Raw genomic sequence first — 16021 nt, 5'->3', positions numbered from 1 at the left:
CCGGGCACGGGCCCCTTAGGGATCGCTGCGGCGCCATTCCTCCGCGATGAGGCTGAAGCAGGCCTCGCGGCGCGCGGGGTCGTGGATACCAGTGGTCAGGATCAGCTCGTCGGCGCCCGTCTCCCGCATGATCTCCCTGAGGCGGGAAACCACGCGCCCGGGACCGCCGATCGCGCCGATCCGGTTCAATCGGGCGCGGCTCTCGGCGAAACCCGGCACGCACGCGGCAGCCGCTGCGGCCTCGGCCGCGGTCGGCAGGAATCCGACGCCCTCAGCCTTGAAACGGGCCCACGACAGGGCAAACGCGTCCGCGAGCCCGCTCGCAGCTTCGTCCGTCTCCGCGCAGAAGACCTGCACGGACGCGGCCGCGTACGGTTCTGTGCGGCCGCCGTTCTTCTCGAACCGACTGCGGTAGCGCGCGATCGCCGGGCCGGCGGGACCGAGATCCTCGGCGAGATGTCCGGCAAAGCCGAACCCACCGCCCGCGAGCGCGGCGGTTTCGGCGCTCTGCCCGCTCGCGCCGAAGATCCACACGTCCGGCAGAGCGACGGCGTCGGGGTACGCGCGCACCCCGGCGAACAGGTGGCCCTCCGGCAGACCGTCGACGAAGCCGAACAGCAAACCGATCCGCTCGATGAAATCCTCGCCGCTGGAGGCGGCACGCTCCCGCCCGAGCGCGAGGCTGGTGATCAGGCTGCCGCCGCGGGACCGACCGAGACCGAGGTCGACCCGCTCAGGGAAGAGCGCGTTCAGCGTACGGTACTGCTCGGCGACGGCCAGCGGGGAGTGGTTGCAAAGCAGCACGCAGCCGGCGCCGACTCTGATGTGCGAGGTCGCCGAGGCGACCGCGGCGATCATCACCGCAGGCGCGGTGCTCGCGAGGCTCGGAACGTTGTGGTTCTCACCGATCCAGAACCGCGCATAGCCCGCCTGTTCGACACCGCGCGCCAGCTGGACGCTTTCCTGCAGCGCTGCGCTCAGCGGCTCGCCGGACCTGCCCATCGACAGCTCCAGCACGGACAGTGGCAGAGAATCCGAGGAAGTAAATACCATTCTTGATTCACTTTCGTCGACTGGTAGGCAATGCACTGACTTTCGCCCGTTGACGCACCTACCCGCTACCGCTAGCATAGTAGATGTTTTAGTCGCTGTGAAGGGGATGGACCATTGCGACCATTACGGGTATGTTCCTTCTGCGGCACCAGTGAGCTTATGGTCGACCGCCTCCTTGCAGGCGCAGGGGCCTTCATATGCTCCCCCTGCGTGGCTTCAGCGGCCGCTTCAATTGACGCTGCACGCCATTCTGAGGTCGCGTCCGCGACCCCCGATGCCCGGACGCTCTACCGATGGGCGGACGCGGTCGTAGTGGGTCAAGAGCGGGCAAAACGCGTCTTCTCCGTGGCCGTACGGAACCACTACAAGCGACTCGACTACAGGGCGCGGGGACTCCGTAAATCCAATGTCCTACTCCTTGGCCCAACCGGATGCGGAAAGACTCTATTAGCACAGACGATGGCCCAAGCACTGAGTGTTCCATTTATAGTTTTCGATATCACAGGCGTTACTCAGGCTGGTTATGCTGGGGAGGATGTCGAATCTGTTTTGAATGCCCTCGTGCGCGAGGCGAACGGGGATGTGCGAGCTGCAGAGCGGGGGATCGTCTTCCTGGACGAGGTCGACAAGCTCGCGAAGCGCTCCGCCGGAGGTGCTCGCCGCTCACTCGACGTCTCCGGCGAGGGCGTGCAGCAGTCACTCCTCAAGATCGTCGAAGGCGCCAAGGTGCCGTTGCGGGCCAACGGCCCCGGTACCAAAGAACTCGTCATCGATACCACTGACATCCTGTTCATCGCGGCCGGTGCGTTCCCCGACCTATCGGAGATCGTGCGGGATCGGCTCCGCAGCAAGCGGATCGGGTTCACCGCCAGCGCGGCAGACCCGGCGGCGCAAGAGCCGGCCGCGATGTTCGACGACCTGGCCGAGTTCGGAATGATCCCGGAGTTCCTCGGGCGCTTTCCGGTCATCTGCGAGATGCGCGTGCTCGGCGAGCCCGAGTTGCGCACGATCCTCACCGAGTCCGAGGGCGCGCTCATCCCGCAGTACCGGACGCTCCTCGCGATGGACCAGATCGACCTGCACGTCCACGAAACAGCAGTGCACGAACTCGCCCGCCGGGCGATCGAGCTCGGCACTGGAGCCCGCGCACTGCGCGGCCTGCTCGAGGCGCTGCTGACGGACGTGATGTACCACGCACCGCAACTGCCGCGGGGAACGCGGGTGATCGTGACGGGGGCCGATGTCACGGCGGGAAACGTTGCCCAGCTGAGCGAACTGCTCGGCACTCCAGCGGCACAGGCAGGTGCGATGCCCCAAGACATCCGCAATCCGCTCAAACGGCGGGTTGTCGGATAGCCCACATCATCGATGTGGACGTCGTAACACTCACAGAAAGGTTCTCGATGTCCATCTCCACGGAAATCGCGGCCCGGCCGCAGGAGGGCTTCCCTCCGGAGCCCGAGCTGGAGCACGAGCGCTCCGAGCTCGCCCTCCCCCTCGCCATCGACGGCGAGGTCAAGGAGATCGTCAAGCTGGTCTCCCTGCTGCGCCTCGACCGCTGCGCGCCGGTGCTCATCCCGGCCGGCGTCCGGCAGTTCGAGTTCAACATCGTCGAGTGGGAGGCCGCCGGCTACTCCGAGACGCTCGGCGAGTGGCTCCAGATCACCCTGTCGCCCGACGTCCCGCAGCCCAAGAGCGTCTGCGTCGCCGTGCAGCGCGAGGCCGACTACCCGGCCGTGATCGTCTACAACGCGATCATGGACGTGTACGTCGGCAAGCGCCTCGCCGAGCCCCACTACGTCGGGCTCGCCGTCGGTGTCGACGTCATGCAGATCCCCCCGCGCAACCACGTGCACTTCCAGAAGTCGTTCTCGCTCGGCGAGGGCGTGCACATCATGGCCGCCTCGTGCGACGCGATGGCGTCCATCTCGCGCGAAGAGTGGGAGGAGAAGGCCGCCGAGTTCCGTGCCCTGCGCGCGGTCTGAGGCTCCTTCCCGCCGAGAGTCACCAGGATCGGGGTCCGTACGTCCCGGGGTTCCGGAGCCCCGGGCCGTACGGCCTTCCCCGCACAGCCACGCCAGTGAGGAGAAAAAGTGCGAGCCACCCGCCAGAACGGCAATTACACCATCCTGGAGTATCAGGAGTCGGACACCACTGTGCGCTTCGTGGTGAGCTATGTGCTCGAGTCAGCGGTCTGCAGCGACGTCTACTCGGGCCTGATCGGCGGGAGCATGCCCGCACTGCCGACCGACCCGGCGGGATCCTTCGAGATCGCCGACCGGCGGCCCACCGACCGAGTAGAGTTCACCGCACGTAACCGCGATGATGCGAGCAGCTCGAGTTCGATCACGATGTCGCTGGCCCCGACGGTCCACCACACCGTCCTCGCCGTCACCCATCGGGCGATCCCGGTTGCCGAGGCCGAGGAGTGGAGGAGGTTCTGGGGCGGCCCGGCCATCATCACGATGGGTGCTGAGCTCGCCCACCGCTCGACCCGCTCCGCACCCATGCTGATCGAGAACTGAGCAGCTAACGTAGTCGCAGCAGTACCTACCGCAGGACGGAGCCACCGTGCCGCACCCACCTCCCCCGACTGGGAAACGGCAGATCTCGTGGGCTGAGCAAAGCACCATGATCCTGCTCATCGCGACGCTCAGCCGGGCGGCGAATTTCGGACTGCTTTCGATCTACGCGCGGTACCTCTCCGACCGGGGGCTGAGCACAGACACGATCGGCTTCGTGCTGGCCGTCTCGGGCGTGGTCGCCACCCCGTTCCTGACCATCTGGTCCCGCGTCCTCGCGCGGCTCGGCACGGCCGCCACGGGAACGATCAGTTCGGCACTGGCGGCGGCGGGCACGACCCTGCTCGCCGCCACCACCGCGCCTGTCGTGCTCGCGATCGCGGACGGAATCATCTCGATCGGATTCGTCGGGCTGTCCACCACCGTGCGCACGATCACCGGTACCGGGGTCCACGACCAGAAGGAGAGCGAATCGAGGTTCGGCAAGCTCACCGGCTGGCAGAACGCCGGGGGCTTCATCGGTCCGCTACTGCTCGGTGTGCTGGTCGCGGGCGGGACCTGGGTCGCCCCCTGGTTCACCGTCGGGCTTTTCGGCCTGACCACCGTGCTCTGGCTCTGGCTCACGATGCGCACGTCGCTTCCAAGGGCATCCGAGACTGCCGAGAGGGACTCCGAGGACGACGGGGCCGAGGCGAACGAACTCACTGCGGTCGCGCTGCTCTGGCGGCTGCGCGCGGTCATCCTCTGCACGCTGGGAACCTCGGTGCTCTATGGTGCTAACAGCGTCGTATGGGGTCTGTATCTTAAGGACCTGGGTGCCAGCGGGATGCTCACCTCGTGGTCCTTCGCCATTTTCAGCATCCCCATGGTGTTTCTGGCTTCGCACGCCGGCCGGATCTGGCGTTCGACGCCCCGCGGCCTGGCAATCCCACTGGGTACGTTGAGCCTGGGCGGCATGGCGCTCGTGTACGCGTACACGACGTCCGCGGCGGCTGCGGTAGCGCTGACGATCTTGGAGGGGTCGCTGATGGCGCTGACGATGCCGATCATCGCGGCTCAGGTGCCACTCGTGCTCTCGAAGACGGACATCGGCCGCGGCTTCGCGTACTACGGTGCCCTGAACACCGTGGTGAGCGTGATCGGCTCGGTCCTCGGCGGCCTCGTCATGGCGGAGGTGGGCGTGCGCTCCACCTGGCTGATCTTCGGCGGTTTCTGCATGGCCTGCGCCGTGGCCTCGGCCGTGCTCACCAGCGGGCAGGGCGGCCGGAGCCGGGTCGAGCAGACCGAGGAACCAGCTCCCGCCGAGGTCACAGCCTAGGTGACGATCAATCAGAATAGGCAAGGAGATTTGATCACATGCCCACATTGAAGGTCATCAGCATCGGAGTCCACGACATGGACGCCGCGCGTGCGTTCTACGTGGACGCGCTCGGTCTCGAAGTCGACGACGACTCGATGGCGCCCCATTTCGTCGAGTTGAAGAACGACGGTCCGACGCTCCTGCTCGCGCTCTGCACCCAACCGCAGCGTTCCGACTACCCGGCCGGCGCGACCGTAGCCCTCGACTTCAGCGTGGCGGATGCGGCGAAGGAACTTGCCAGGCTCACGGAACTGGGCGCCGACGTCGTGCACGGCGAGCTCCAGCCGTCCCCGGTCGGGCCGTACTTCGCGGTCAGGGACCCAAGCGGCAACGTGCTTGAGCTGATCCAGTTCTCCCGCTAGAAGACGGGATCCCGGGACGCGTCGTCCTGCGTGCCGTGCTCCCTGTCGCGGACCACGGCACGCAGGATGATCGGCTGGGCTATTCGCTGGAAGTCGAGATCGGGATCCCAGTCGCGAATGGTTCCCTCGATGACTAACAGCGTCAGGATAGGAATCACGAACTCCGCAGAGACATAAATATCAAAGTTACGTTGAATCGTAAACAGTTCCGCGACGAAGGCCCCGATGTTGAACTTGGCCGCCGGCAGGTTCGCGTATCGTCCGACGAGGTCTGTCATGCGTGCGACGAATTCTTCCCGATCAAACGCTGACGGGATGATGACGGCAGCGTCGATGACACTCTCGGCACACCTCGGCCCATTTCCGAAAGACAGTCCGAGGAAGAACTCGCGAAACTGCCGCCTCAAATCCGGCGTCGTCTCCGCTACGAATCCGGCGTCGACGATGTGCACGCCGTCCGCGTCGACGGCGACGTTCCCGGGGTGAAGATCGCAGTGCACGATCCCAATGTCGAACAACATCAAGAAGACCGCCTCGACCAGGGCCCGTGCGCCGACCTTTCGATCGACGTCCGCACGCTCGGCGTTCCGGTGGCCGTCGAAAACCGAGAGGTACTCCATGCAGAGCACATCGTCGTTCGGCACGTCGATCAGGGCGGGCATGAACACGTTGTGACCGGCGAGCCTCGCCCGAAGGGTCTCCAGATTCCCAGCCTCGCGCCGAAAGCTCGACTGACCTGCGATGATGAAGGTCGCGTGATCCACCATATCGACGACGGGCAAGCGCCGGAACGGTGGGATCCGCGCCATGATCCGGGCGGCTCTGCGCATGGAGCGCAGGTCGCGATCGAGGCTCTTACGCACCTCCGGCCTCAGCACCTTGACCGCCATCGGCTCCCGGCCGTGCAGGGAGAGCAGGTACACGCAGGCGATGCTTCCCGCGCCGAGCATGCGCGGCTCCGGCTCGGCGTCCCCGACCACGAGGCCGGCTGCGGCAAGTTGCTCACGCAGGTAATCCGCCGACAGCGGGCTCCCGTTCTCCTGGAGCCGACCGAGAGCCGCGCCCAGCGATGCCGGAATTATGTCAGCCCTCGTGCTCACGAGTTGCGCCAACTTCACATAAGCCGGCCCGAGGCGCTCCGCCAACGCAGGGAGCCGGTCCACCCACGTGTCGCCACACCGAAGGGTCCGCGCGATACCGGTCGAGAATACCCACCGACTTGTGATTGCCGCGAGGCGCACTCCCCCACCCACGATAGGACTCATCTCCCCGGTGTCGTCGAATCCTTGCATCAGATTAAATAGCACGACGGCGCGCAAGTCAATGGTCTACTATCTTCTCAGGTCACGGCCCATCACAGCACGCGCGGGACGTGTTCCGCCATCTGACCTACGATGGCCAGCGGCGAGCGCAGGTATATCTGCGTAGGCTGATGCTTCTGGGCCTTCGGCGCAAGTCGGTGCAGCCGACAGCCGCCGGCCTGGGGGTCCTGAGCAGAGCCTGGGGCGCTTCGCAGGCATTGCCGGGCGGGATTGGCACGAGCTGACCGCGCGGCTGGCCGCGCGATCAAGGCCCTCTCGCCGACCTCGTGGATTCTCGATGACCACCCGTTTCTGACTCAGGAAGACACATCGCGTGCGCGAAGAAGCAGTACGCGGGCAACGGCCCTCCGAAGCCTGCGACGGCAGCGCCAGAAGTCGTGGGCCTGCAACTCCTTGACCAGTGGTCACGTGCAGCGAGCCCGGGCCTCCGTTTTTCGACTGGCGGACGGGGAGGCAGGCGTCGACTGCCTGGCGCGATCCCGGTGCGGTTCACGCCCGCCTCCAGCTGTACGCTCGCGAAGGCGTACCGCAGGACTTGGAACATGTCCTCCCTGGAGTTCTCGAACACGGGATAGTTTCTGACGCGCTCCCGCTCCTGCTTTGTGTAGCCCAGCACCTTGATGGCCCCGACGGCCGCAAGTGCCGGCTTCCACGAACGGTTGTTGAAGGCCACGTAGTAGACGCGGTTGTCCGTGCTCGTTGTAACGAGCAGGTTCAGCGTGATGGGCTTGCATTGCTTGACTTCGAGCGGCGTCGTCGCGGTAGTCCCACAGTGCCGTTGACGGTGTCGCCACCTCGGGCATCAGCGGCGCGCCGAGCGCCGTGCAGCCGACCGTGACTGCTTCTCCCGCCGCCGTAGCGACGGTGCGGGTCGTTTACGTAGCAGTCATTGCAGGCGAGGTCACATCGTCTGTGAACTTTGAGCACGAACCGGCGCGAGACCTGGTGCCTTGATTTGCTCGCGGCGCCAAGCACGCTGTCAGCGCCAGGGGCGCCAGAGTTCGCCCGCAGTCAGGACAGATGTGAGCCCGCCGAAGATCAGTACCACGCGAAACACCGCGTACCTCGACGGCAGGCGGTAGACGTCCACGTGAATGATGCCCGGCATGTCGAACACCAGGAGCGGAGCACGATTGCTGCGCAGGGGCGCGGTTCGGTGCAGCGATGCGTTAAGGCGTGGGAACACGATGCCCTCCCGAGGCGTCGAAGGATCGAGACGCACCGTAGCGTGGCGCCGGGGTCTCATCTCCGCTCGCTCGACACACCCGAAGGTAGCCGAATCCTGATGGGTATGGTGAGAAGCGACTCAAAGCGCACGCGTTGGCCGGACAGCCGTGTGGGTGAGGGAGAGCAGGCCCAAAAGGGTCGACGGCCGCTTCCAGGGCGGGGCGCGCAGTGCCGTTGGCGGCAGTCCGGCCGAGGCGCGGCGAGCGATCGAACTGAGGACGCACACCCTGCTCCCGGCATACGCGGATGCCGACCCGGCATTCGAAGCACGGTGACACCACGCCAGGGGGACCGGCGCTAGCGATTGACCGCGGTGACGCCGTTGATCGTGCCGACGAACGCCCGGCCGTCGCCGAGGGTGGCTGACGCGAAATGCGGGACCGTGCCGAGTGCGATGTGGCCGGTGACCGTGCCGGTGGCCGCCGCGAAGCGGTACAAGGTGCCGGCGGGCCAGGCCACGGCCCACACGTCGCCGCCGGAGAGGGTCGGCGAGCCGTTGGCGCGGGCCGCCGACGTCCACGAGACGCTGATCCGGTCGCCGGCGGTGTCGATCGCGCGGATGCCGTCCGGGCAGGCCACGTAGGCCGTGCTGCCGCGTACGGCGGCCGCACCGAACGCCGGGCACACCCGCGACTGCGCAATCTGCCCGCCGACGCCGCCGAGGCGGTCCGCGGCCAGCAGGTACGCGGTTCCGCGTTTGCCGAGCGCGAGGATCCGGCCGCCGACCAGCGCCGGTGTCATCGAGCCGAGGTCGAGGTCGTCCGCGTTGTCCTGCGCCCAGGTGGCGGGGGCAAATAATCGAGGCGGGCGAGATCCGGGCCGAGTGCGATGACGGAGTCGCTGCCGTCGAATCCGGTGGTCGAGGCGCCGTGATCAGGCTCAGCGTGACCAGCGCGATGCGGCGCGACATCCGGTCAGTCCCCGCTGCCCGTCGCGGCCGACGCGTCAGGCCGAAGCCGGAAGCCATGGCCGTAGACGGTCTCGATCAGCCCTTCCACCGCGAGCTTGCGGCGCAGCGCCGCCATGTGCACGTCCAGCACGCGTCCCGGGCCGTACCAGTGCTCGTCCCACACCCGGGTGAGCAATTCGTGCCGGGAGACCGCGCGGCCGGCGTCCGCGATCAGGCATTCGAGGATGTCGAACTCCTTGGGCGTCAGCGCCACCTCCTGCCCACGCACCGCGACCTTCCGGGCGCGCGGGTCGAGCACGACCGGTCCGGCGACGTACACGGTCGGCCCGGCCGGTCGCACCCGACGCAACACGGCCCTTATCCTCGCCTGCAACTCGGCCAGCCCGAACGGCTTGACGAGATAGTCGTCGGCACCCTCGTCCAGGGCGGCGACCCGGTCGCCCTCCTCACCGCGCGCGGTCACCACGATCACGGCCGCGTCACCGCTCGCACGCAGCCGACGGCACACCTCGATCCCGTCCATGTCCGGCAGACCGAGATCCAGCAGCACAAGGTCGGCCCGGGCGGCGGACAGCGCCGCGGCGGCCGTGGCGACCAGCTCGACCTCGTAGCCCGAACGGGACAGGCCGCGGCGCAACGGCCAGGCGATCCCCTCGTCGTCCTCCACCACCAGCACGCGCACGGGCAGCTCAGCGGAAGGATTCTTGACACTCACGCTGCCAAGGTAGCCCCGAACGACCTGGTCCGACGGATGCGACCACTCGGCGCCTGCGTGGCCGTCGGTGCGCCCGACGCCTACGAACGCGCAGTTCAAGCTGCTGCGATGAGCTCGCGCCAGCCCGTCTCGGCGGCAGGACGTTTCGCGCGGGCCGCAAACCCTAACGAGATCTGAACATTTGCCTTGCAGGTTCCGAACATGCCGTTGGCAAGGCTGGTCGCGAGCAGAAGGACCGACGAGCGGACCACTTCTCGAGGAGGACGACCTGTCGCCCGGGACGGCACCCGAAACGTCCGACCGCGTCGCAATGCGCGACCGCGGGCTTCGCCGTGTCCGCACCGCGACCGGCCTGATCACCGTCTGCGCCCTGTCCTCGCCCTTCGCCTCGAGTCTTCGCGCACCCGCGAATAGGAATCAGGATCCTTCATGACCCTGCCCCGCACCGAGCCGTCCCACCGCCGCGCCGCCGACGTCCGCGACAGTGGCGGGCCGGAAGGCAATGAACGGCTCACCGCGCTGACCGGAGTGGTCCTGCTGCTCCTGTTCGCCGCGGAAGGGCTCACGCTGCTGCAGCTCAGCAGGCTGCTGTACTGGCACTACCTGCTGGGGTTCCTCCTGATCGGCCCGGTGTGCCTGAAGATCAGTTCCACCGTCTACCGCTTCACCCGCTACTACACCCGCCGGCAGCCCTATGTCCGCAAAGGCCCGCCCCGGCCGCTCCCGCGCGTCCTCGGGCCCCTCATCGTCCTGTCGACGATCACGGTGCTGGGCACCGGTGTGCTCTTGGGCATCCAGCGCCGGCCGCACGTCTACGCCGGATACTCGCTGGTCTTCCTGCACAAGCTCAGCTTCGTCGGCTGGGCGGCTCTGATGACCGTGCACGTTCTCGCCTACCTGCCCCGGCTCCCCCGGCTCCTAGCCGCCGACGCCATGCCCGGCCGCACCGCCCGCGCCGTCGGCGGAAGAGGCCTGCGTTACAGTCTCGTCTTGCTCTCCCTCGGAGCCGGAGCCGTCCTCGCGGCGTGGGGCTCCACTCTGGCCACAAGCTGGAGCCGCTGAACCCCGGCGCAAGAGCGGGACGGGCCGCGACGGCGCGCCGCCCTTGGCGGGGTCTCCTCTTCACCTGTGACGGGGTTTGCCTGTGATGAGGCCGGCCGCTTGGATCGGGTAGCCGGCCTCATTCATCGAGCTCCAGCTTTCGGGAGGAGCTCGGCACACAGGCCGTGGCCGGTGAAGCGCACCGGATCTCGGCAACGACTGACATTGCACTGCGGTTCAGAACGTACACATCTACGCGGCGCCAAACCGGAAAGCACATGGAACCCGGCGCACGCTACCTCTGCAGAGAGTCCGAAGAGGTCACCTTGCTCCGAAGGATCAGGAGCAACGCGGCCGCCGACCGGGCTCGGGCTCGACCGTTCAAAGAGCTCGCGCACAACTCGCCACCCACGCTCAGGGTCAGTCTTCCTCATCGAAGCCCAGGTGGTCGAGTACCCAGCGGCCGTCCTCGTCCTGCCGCACGAGCTGGTGGAGGTGCGCGTCTCCAGCGAGCATGCGCGGCAGGGTGAACTCGAGCTCGAGGAAGAAGTTCGACCACCAGCCTTCTTCATCCGCGAATATTGCCGTTTTCGTCGGTGTACTCGGCGAGGAGCACTGCCCGGCCGCACTCCGGCAGGTCGGCGACGGTCAGTTCGCGCTCTGGGTCACGGGTGAGCCATGGCCCGGTCGCGGCGCTGGTCGGTCACTTGGGCGGGCTGCCCTGCGGATCTAGGTGAGCGCCTTGTGGAGATCCTTCATCCCCGCTGTCCGGCTCGCCTCGGTCGTGCCGTAGGCAAAGCTGTGGCTGACCGGGACGCCTTCGAAGTCGGTGGTGAGCAACCTTGTCATCTGCGCCTTCAGTCGGTTCGCGACCGACGACGAGGGCTGCACCTTTGCCGTATAGCCCGAAGCGCCGATCGTCGCAACATATGATCCCGACGACCGATATCAGTAGTCTGCGCACGACAACCTCACGGCACGAACGGATGAGTACAGACGAGCTCTGTCCTGTGCCACGCCGGCCCCGCACCCGAACGAGCATCGGATTCCGCACGCATCGACCCGTGCACGACCCCGTGCTTCACGGCGCAACCTCCGGGCGCGCGATGCCGGAGGCGGGCGCGGTGCTGTGATTGACTTGTCTGACCGTGAGAAGCACGCGCTTGCGGGCAATGAGGCTGGGTGGGCCTGGCTTCTGGAAGAAACGCTGATCCGCATCGGAGTGGTTATGGGCGATAGCGCACATCGTCCGCGTTCCCGTGTGCCCGATGGGGCGGTCAGCGATCTGCGGGTGGCGGTGGAGGAGCTGCAGCTGTTGTGGGAGCGCGACGAGAGCGCCGATGCCGCGGTCATCGTCTCCGCCTCGCAGCTGCGCGTGCTCCGGGCGTTGGAGCGCAAGCCTGGTTCGAGTCTGCGGGAGCTGGGCGAGATGGTCGGCTCCGCCCCGTCCGCGCTCAGTCGCCTGTGTGCTCGGTTGGAGGCGATGGGCTTCGTCCGGCGCACGCCGAGCCCGCAGAGCGGCCGGGAGATCGAACTGCATCTGCGCCGTCCGGCCACCACGTATCTGCGACAGGTGAGCGAGAGCCGCGAGCGCGCGCTCGCGGCTCTGCTCGAGGCGATGCCGCCGGGCGCGGTCACGCCGTTGGCCGAGGGCGTGGCCGCGCTCGCTCTCGTTCTCGACGCGCACCTGCGCCCGAGCGAAGGGACCGCGTCGCCGCCGGACTGACCGCCGAAGCGGGCCGGTGCGACCGTCACGAGGGTTCTACGACGCCCTCCGGTCGGGGGCCGTGCCAGTCGATGCAGGTGACGATCGCGTCGTCGAGCAGCGTCTCGCCGTAGTGGTCGGCCAGGGCGCGCAGCATGGCTGCCGGCACCTGCGCGGGCGGCAGCGACCGGGTGGCTTCGACGGCTTCCGCCAGCGCCCGCTCCTCGAACTTCTCTCCGCCCGGGGATGGCGCCGCGTAGACCCCGTCGCTCGCGATCAGCAGGCGGTCTCCGGGCTTGGCGTACAGCGTCTCCGGCCGGTAGTGGGTGTCTCCGAACATGCCCAGCGGCATCTGCGCCTCCGGGCTCAGCGGCTCGATTCCGCCCTCGTGCACGCGCCAGAGATGGGGGGAGCCCGCGTCGACGATCTCGAGCCTGCCGGTGCCGAGCTCCAGGCGCAGCAGCAGTGCCTCCACGTGGGCGTCGCCGCGGTGTCGGGCGAAGACCGCTTCGTCCGCGAGCATCGCCTGGTCGGCCAGCGGCAGGCCGGCGCGGCGCGCGTTACGCAGGGCACTGATGGCGAGGGACGTCAGCAGCGAGGCTTCGACTCCTTCGCCCATGCCGTTGACGACCGCAAGGGTGAGGCTCTCGGCCGAGACCGACCAGTCGAACCCGTCGCCGTAGATGGCGTAGGCCGGCTCGAGGTGGGCGCCGAGCGAGAATTCGGGGCGGGTGCAGGAGCGCCCGGGCAGCAGCAGCCACTGCATCTCGGCGGCGAGGGTCAGGCGCTCGACCCTTCTCTCGACCTCGTACCGGTCACTCTCCCGCCCGGCGAGGATGACCTCCCGCGCGATCACGGCCGCGATACGCCGCAGTTCCTCGAGCGTGGCCGGGGTGTACTGCGTCGTGGGGACGGTCACCGACAGCACGCCCACCCGGTCGCCGCGGAAGCTGGCAGGCAGGTGCACGGTCGTCTCCTGCCCGTCCTCCTCGGCTTCCGGCTCCTGGCAGGCGAAGACGCGGCCCTGGACGGTGCCCTCGACCGGAACGGGCTCCGGCCGCCTACCGCGGCGCACCGGCTGCAGGGAGTGTATGGCGTAGTCGACGAGCCGGAGTTCCACGGCACGCGCGTCGTACCGGGCGCACAGGGACTCTTCGAGCACCTCCGGCAGCCGATCGGGGTCCGCGTCGCTGAGCGCGCGTTCTACCGCGATATCGCGCTGCATGGGCTCACCGTCCTTAAGGCGTCCGGCCGGCCGGTGGACCGACGCGGACGCATGGTCGTGCGGTCCCGAGGAATCGAAGCATAACCGCGGGTGGAGGCGCCCGCCGCGAACGCGCCGTAGCAGGGTGCGATCATGGCGCGCCCGGCTCAGTGATCTGAACACCGATCAGGCACGTGTCGTCGTCGGTGTCGGACCGGCTGTAGGTCAGCAGGGTGTCGAGCAGTTCGCCGAGGCTGTCGGCCGGAGTGCGCACGGTGGCGATCAGGTGGTCGACGGAGATGTGCCAGGCGGTGTCCCGGCGCTCGACCAGGCCGTCCGTGTACATCAGCAGGATGTCGCGCTGCTGGAGCTGCATCTCGGCCTCCTCGTATCGCCGATCCGGCCACGCGCCCAGCAGCGTGCCCTCGGTCAACGGCAGGGCGGCGGCTTCCGGGCCGCTGACCACCACCGGCGGCAGGTGCCCGGCCCTGGCCCAGCGCAAACGGCGGGTCGCCGGATCGTAGAGCCCGCACACGGCGGTGGCTGTGAGCCGGTCGCTGAGGTGGTGCGCGACGCTGTTGAGCCAGGAGAGCAGCTGTCCGGGCCCGGCTCCGGTCATCGCGAGTCCGCGTAGGGCGTTGCGCAGCACCACCATCCCGGTGGCCGCGGTGACGCCGTGTCCGGCGACGTCTCCCACGCACAGCAGGACCTGGCCGGATGGCAGGACCACGGTGTCGTACCAGTCTCCGCCCACCATGGACTCGGACTCCGCCGGGCGGTAGCGCACGGCGACTCTGAGTCCCGGCGCCTGCAGCGGTCCGCCGGCCGGGGGCATGATCGCGTGCTGGAGCTGCAGGGTCAGCCGGTTGCTTTGCGCGGCCTCCAGTTCGCTGTGTTCGAGCCGGTCCCTGGTGGCGGCGAGCGCCACCTCGGTCCAGTGCTGCGAGGAGACGTCCTGGTAGGCGCCACGCAGGATGACTAGGCGGTCGTCGGAGGCGAGGACGGGCTCGGCGACGATGCGGATGTGCCGGACCACGCCGTCCGCGCGGTTGAGGCGGAACGCGATGGTGGCCGGGCGCCGGTGGTGCAGCAGCGTGCGCAGGAAGCGGCCGATGGCGGTCGTGTCGTCCGGGTGGGCGTGCGCGGCGAGGTCCCGCAGGGACGACGGGCCCTGCGCCGCCGGCCGGCCGTAGAGCGTGAACAGCTGGCTGCTCCAGGTGATCTCGCCGGTCTCCAGGTCCTCCTCGAACCCGCCGATCCGGCCGAGCCGCTGCGCGTGCTGCAGCAGCCGGGCCAGCCGGGCCGTCTCGTCCTCGATCCGCCAGATCATCAGCAGGCTGCCGCCGTGGCGGGTGACGCTGATATCCGCCACTACCTGTAGCGGCACCTCGTCGGCGAGAGCGGTCACCGCCATCCGCTCCACCCGCACGGGTTCGCCGGTCGCATAGACCCGCGCGAGGTGGTCCGACAGCACACTGGCACCGATGGCCAGCGGATAGGTCTGCAGCAGCAGCGCGCCGTCCAGGGCGCTGCGCGGCCGTCCGGCGGGGTCCTGGAAGCGGTCGTTGACGTGGTGGATGCGGAAGTCGGCGAGGCGGCCGTCGGCGTCCAGCTCCGGGGTGAGGACCAGAGCGGGATCGTAGAGGCCGTCGGCCACGGCGGCGAGTTCCGCGGCCGAGACGTTCGGCTGGGCGCGGCCGGGGACCTCAGATTCGGCGTCGGGCAGGTTCTCGAGGGTGAAAGCGCACAATTCCGCGAGCGCCTCGAGCTGACGTTCGACCGCAGGGGGCTGACGAACGAGCGGCTCGGGCCAGCAGACCTCGAGCACGCCGTGGATCCGGCCGCCGGTCCCCGCGCACAGGGCTATGCGCCCGCCGTCCGGAAACCTGCGATATCCGATGGAGGGCACAGCGGCGACGGAGTCGAGCCGCACGGTGGCGCGCCCGGTCAACGCTTGGCGAGCCACCGTCGTCACCCCCGGGGGCACGTGGCGCCAGCGCTCGGCTTCCTCGGCGCCGAAGCCGGCGTGGCCGCTCAGCGCGAGGGAGCCGTCCCGGTCCACGCTCCAGATCGCCACGGCATTCGCGCCGAGCGGGGCGAGGGCGTGGCGCAGCAGCGATTCGGCGACGGTCTGGCTGTCGCCGCCGGCCGCCAGCGCGGCGCTTTCGGCGGACCGCAGCCGCACGGCGGGCGAGCTGCGAGCCGGCTCCGGGGCGCCCGGCGCCGAGCCGGCATCGTGGCAGCGCCGCATGAACGCGGCCGCGACCTCGGCCACCCGGTCCCGCGCCGCCTGGTTGATGATGTCGACCGACAGTTCGAGCACGGACATGCCCGCCTGGTCGGACAGCTCGGCCAGCTGCTTCGCGGCCTGCGCGGGACCGCAGCCGAGCCGTTCGACGAGGATGCCCTTGGCCAGTTCGACCAGCGCGCGGCCGTCGGCGGCCGCGTGCGCGGCCTCCACCTGGCCGCGCAGCCGCTCGACCATCGCCGCCAGGCGTCCGGCGGCCGCGCCGGACTCGCCGGCGTCGAACTCCTCCGTCTCCCGGGCTCGCGCGGACACCGGCGGGCCGGCGGCTCCGCCCCGTTCAGAAGTCGGCACC

Annotated in this window: 14 protein-coding genes; 7 read left to right on the top strand and 7 right to left on the bottom strand. The window is 68.6% G+C overall.

Annotation, left to right across the window (positions count from 1 at the left end; all coding sequences use genetic code 11):
* Positions 1-15: 15 nt before the first annotated feature.
* A complete protein-coding gene (locus tag ACTRO_RS40475) occupies positions 16-1131 on the bottom strand; it encodes an MsnO8 family LLM class oxidoreductase (protein ID WP_084316907.1) in 1116 nt (371 codons plus the stop codon).
* A 36-nt stretch (positions 1132-1167) separates the two neighbouring features.
* Here ACTRO_RS40475 and clpX point away from each other — a divergent pair, with 36 nt between their 5' ends.
* From clpX to ACTRO_RS40450, 5 genes are all read left to right on the top strand, one after another.
* Positions 1168-2409, top strand: a complete 1242-nt coding sequence (clpX, locus tag ACTRO_RS44630) for an ATP-dependent Clp protease ATP-binding subunit ClpX (RefSeq protein ID WP_281177940.1) — start codon at positions 1168-1170, stop codon at positions 2407-2409.
* Between the two features lie 47 nt (positions 2410-2456).
* Positions 2457-3038, top strand: coding sequence for a hypothetical protein (locus tag ACTRO_RS40465; RefSeq protein WP_034271753.1), 582 nt, complete (start codon positions 2457-2459; stop codon positions 3036-3038).
* Positions 3039-3146: 108 nt separating this feature from the next.
* Complete coding sequence (locus ACTRO_RS40460) at positions 3147-3578, top strand: hypothetical protein (RefSeq protein WP_034271750.1); 432 nt, start codon at positions 3147-3149, stop codon at positions 3576-3578.
* A 106-nt stretch (positions 3579-3684) separates the two neighbouring features.
* On the top strand, positions 3685-4893 hold the full coding sequence (locus ACTRO_RS40455) for an MFS transporter (RefSeq protein ID WP_034271748.1): 1209 nt from the start codon (positions 3685-3687) through the stop codon (positions 4891-4893).
* A 38-nt stretch (positions 4894-4931) separates the two neighbouring features.
* A complete protein-coding gene (locus ACTRO_RS40450; RefSeq protein WP_034271746.1) occupies positions 4932-5297 on the top strand; it encodes a VOC family protein in 366 nt (121 codons plus the stop codon).
* Here the strand turns inward: ACTRO_RS40450 and ACTRO_RS40445 are convergent.
* From ACTRO_RS40445 to ACTRO_RS40435, 4 genes are all read right to left on the bottom strand, one after another.
* The gene (locus tag ACTRO_RS40445) at positions 5294-6460 is read right to left on the bottom strand and encodes an ABC1 kinase family protein (protein ID WP_169740022.1); all 1167 of its coding nucleotides are present in this window, start codon (positions 6458-6460) and stop codon (positions 5294-5296) included. The genes ACTRO_RS40450 and ACTRO_RS40445 overlap by 4 nt on opposite strands.
* Positions 6461-7598: 1138 nt before the next feature.
* Entirely contained in the window at positions 7599-7727 is a 129-nt protein-coding gene (locus ACTRO_RS50600) for a hypothetical protein (protein WP_281177939.1), read from the bottom strand.
* A gap of 416 nt (positions 7728-8143) precedes the next feature.
* On the bottom strand, positions 8144-8587 hold the full coding sequence (locus ACTRO_RS40440; RefSeq protein WP_034271744.1) for a PQQ-binding-like beta-propeller repeat protein: 444 nt from the start codon (positions 8585-8587) through the stop codon (positions 8144-8146).
* A 173-nt stretch (positions 8588-8760) separates the two neighbouring features.
* Positions 8761-9471, bottom strand: coding sequence for a response regulator transcription factor (locus ACTRO_RS40435; RefSeq protein ID WP_245594632.1), 711 nt, complete (start codon positions 9469-9471; stop codon positions 8761-8763).
* 429 nt (positions 9472-9900) lie between these two features.
* On the opposite strand from ACTRO_RS40435, the gene ACTRO_RS40430 reads away from it, so the two are divergent.
* Both ACTRO_RS40430 and ACTRO_RS40425 read left to right on the top strand, forming a co-directional pair.
* Positions 9901-10533 (top strand): hypothetical protein, encoded by a 633-nt coding sequence (locus tag ACTRO_RS40430; RefSeq protein ID WP_034271742.1) that lies wholly within the window; start codon positions 9901-9903, stop codon positions 10531-10533.
* Between the two features lie 1240 nt (positions 10534-11773).
* Positions 11774-12238, top strand: a complete 465-nt coding sequence (locus tag ACTRO_RS40425) for a MarR family winged helix-turn-helix transcriptional regulator (protein ID WP_051452148.1) — start codon at positions 11774-11776, stop codon at positions 12236-12238.
* A 25-nt stretch (positions 12239-12263) separates the two neighbouring features.
* On the opposite strand, the gene ACTRO_RS40420 is transcribed toward ACTRO_RS40425, so the two are convergent.
* Positions 12264-13442: a PP2C family protein-serine/threonine phosphatase gene (locus ACTRO_RS40420; RefSeq protein ID WP_034271740.1), complete on the bottom strand. Its 1179-nt coding sequence runs from the start codon at positions 13440-13442 to the stop codon at positions 12264-12266.
* 130 nt (positions 13443-13572) lie between these two features.
* The gene (locus tag ACTRO_RS40415) at positions 13573-16020 is read right to left on the bottom strand and encodes a SpoIIE family protein phosphatase (protein ID WP_211244589.1); all 2448 of its coding nucleotides are present in this window, start codon (positions 16018-16020) and stop codon (positions 13573-13575) included.
* Position 16021: the final 1 nt, after the last annotated feature.

Origin of the sequence: Actinospica robiniae DSM 44927 (assembly GCF_000504285.1) — a bacterium.
GTDB classification, from domain to species: domain Bacteria; phylum Actinomycetota; class Actinomycetes; order Streptomycetales; family Catenulisporaceae; genus Actinospica; species Actinospica robiniae.
The sequence above is the reverse complement of the archived record's forward strand: the minus strand, read 5'-3'. Positions and strand labels throughout refer to the sequence as shown.

What these genes read in the sequence shown, in the direction of transcription:
- ACTRO_RS50600 (WP_281177939.1), bottom strand. Translation starts at nt 7,727, where the DNA reads ATGCCGGGCATCATTCACGTGGACGTCTACCGCCTGCCGTCGAGGTAC.
- ACTRO_RS40455 (WP_034271748.1), top strand. Translation starts at nt 3,685, where the DNA reads ATGATCCTGCTCATCGCGACGCTCAGCCGGGCGGCGAATTTCGGACTG.
- ACTRO_RS40440 (WP_034271744.1), bottom strand. Translation starts at nt 8,587, where the DNA reads ATGACACCGGCGCTGGTCGGCGGCCGGATCCTCGCGCTCGGCAAACGC.
- ACTRO_RS40475 (WP_084316907.1), bottom strand. Translation starts at nt 1,131, where the DNA reads ATGCTAGCGGTAGCGGGTAGGTGCGTCAACGGGCGAAAGTCAGTGCAT.
- ACTRO_RS40465 (WP_034271753.1), top strand. Translation starts at nt 2,457, where the DNA reads ATGTCCATCTCCACGGAAATCGCGGCCCGGCCGCAGGAGGGCTTCCCT.
- ACTRO_RS40430 (WP_034271742.1), top strand. Translation starts at nt 9,901, where the DNA reads ATGACCCTGCCCCGCACCGAGCCGTCCCACCGCCGCGCCGCCGACGTC.
- ACTRO_RS40420 (WP_034271740.1), bottom strand. Translation starts at nt 13,442, where the DNA reads ATGCAGCGCGATATCGCGGTAGAACGCGCGCTCAGCGACGCGGACCCC.
- ACTRO_RS40450 (WP_034271746.1), top strand. Translation starts at nt 4,932, where the DNA reads ATGCCCACATTGAAGGTCATCAGCATCGGAGTCCACGACATGGACGCC.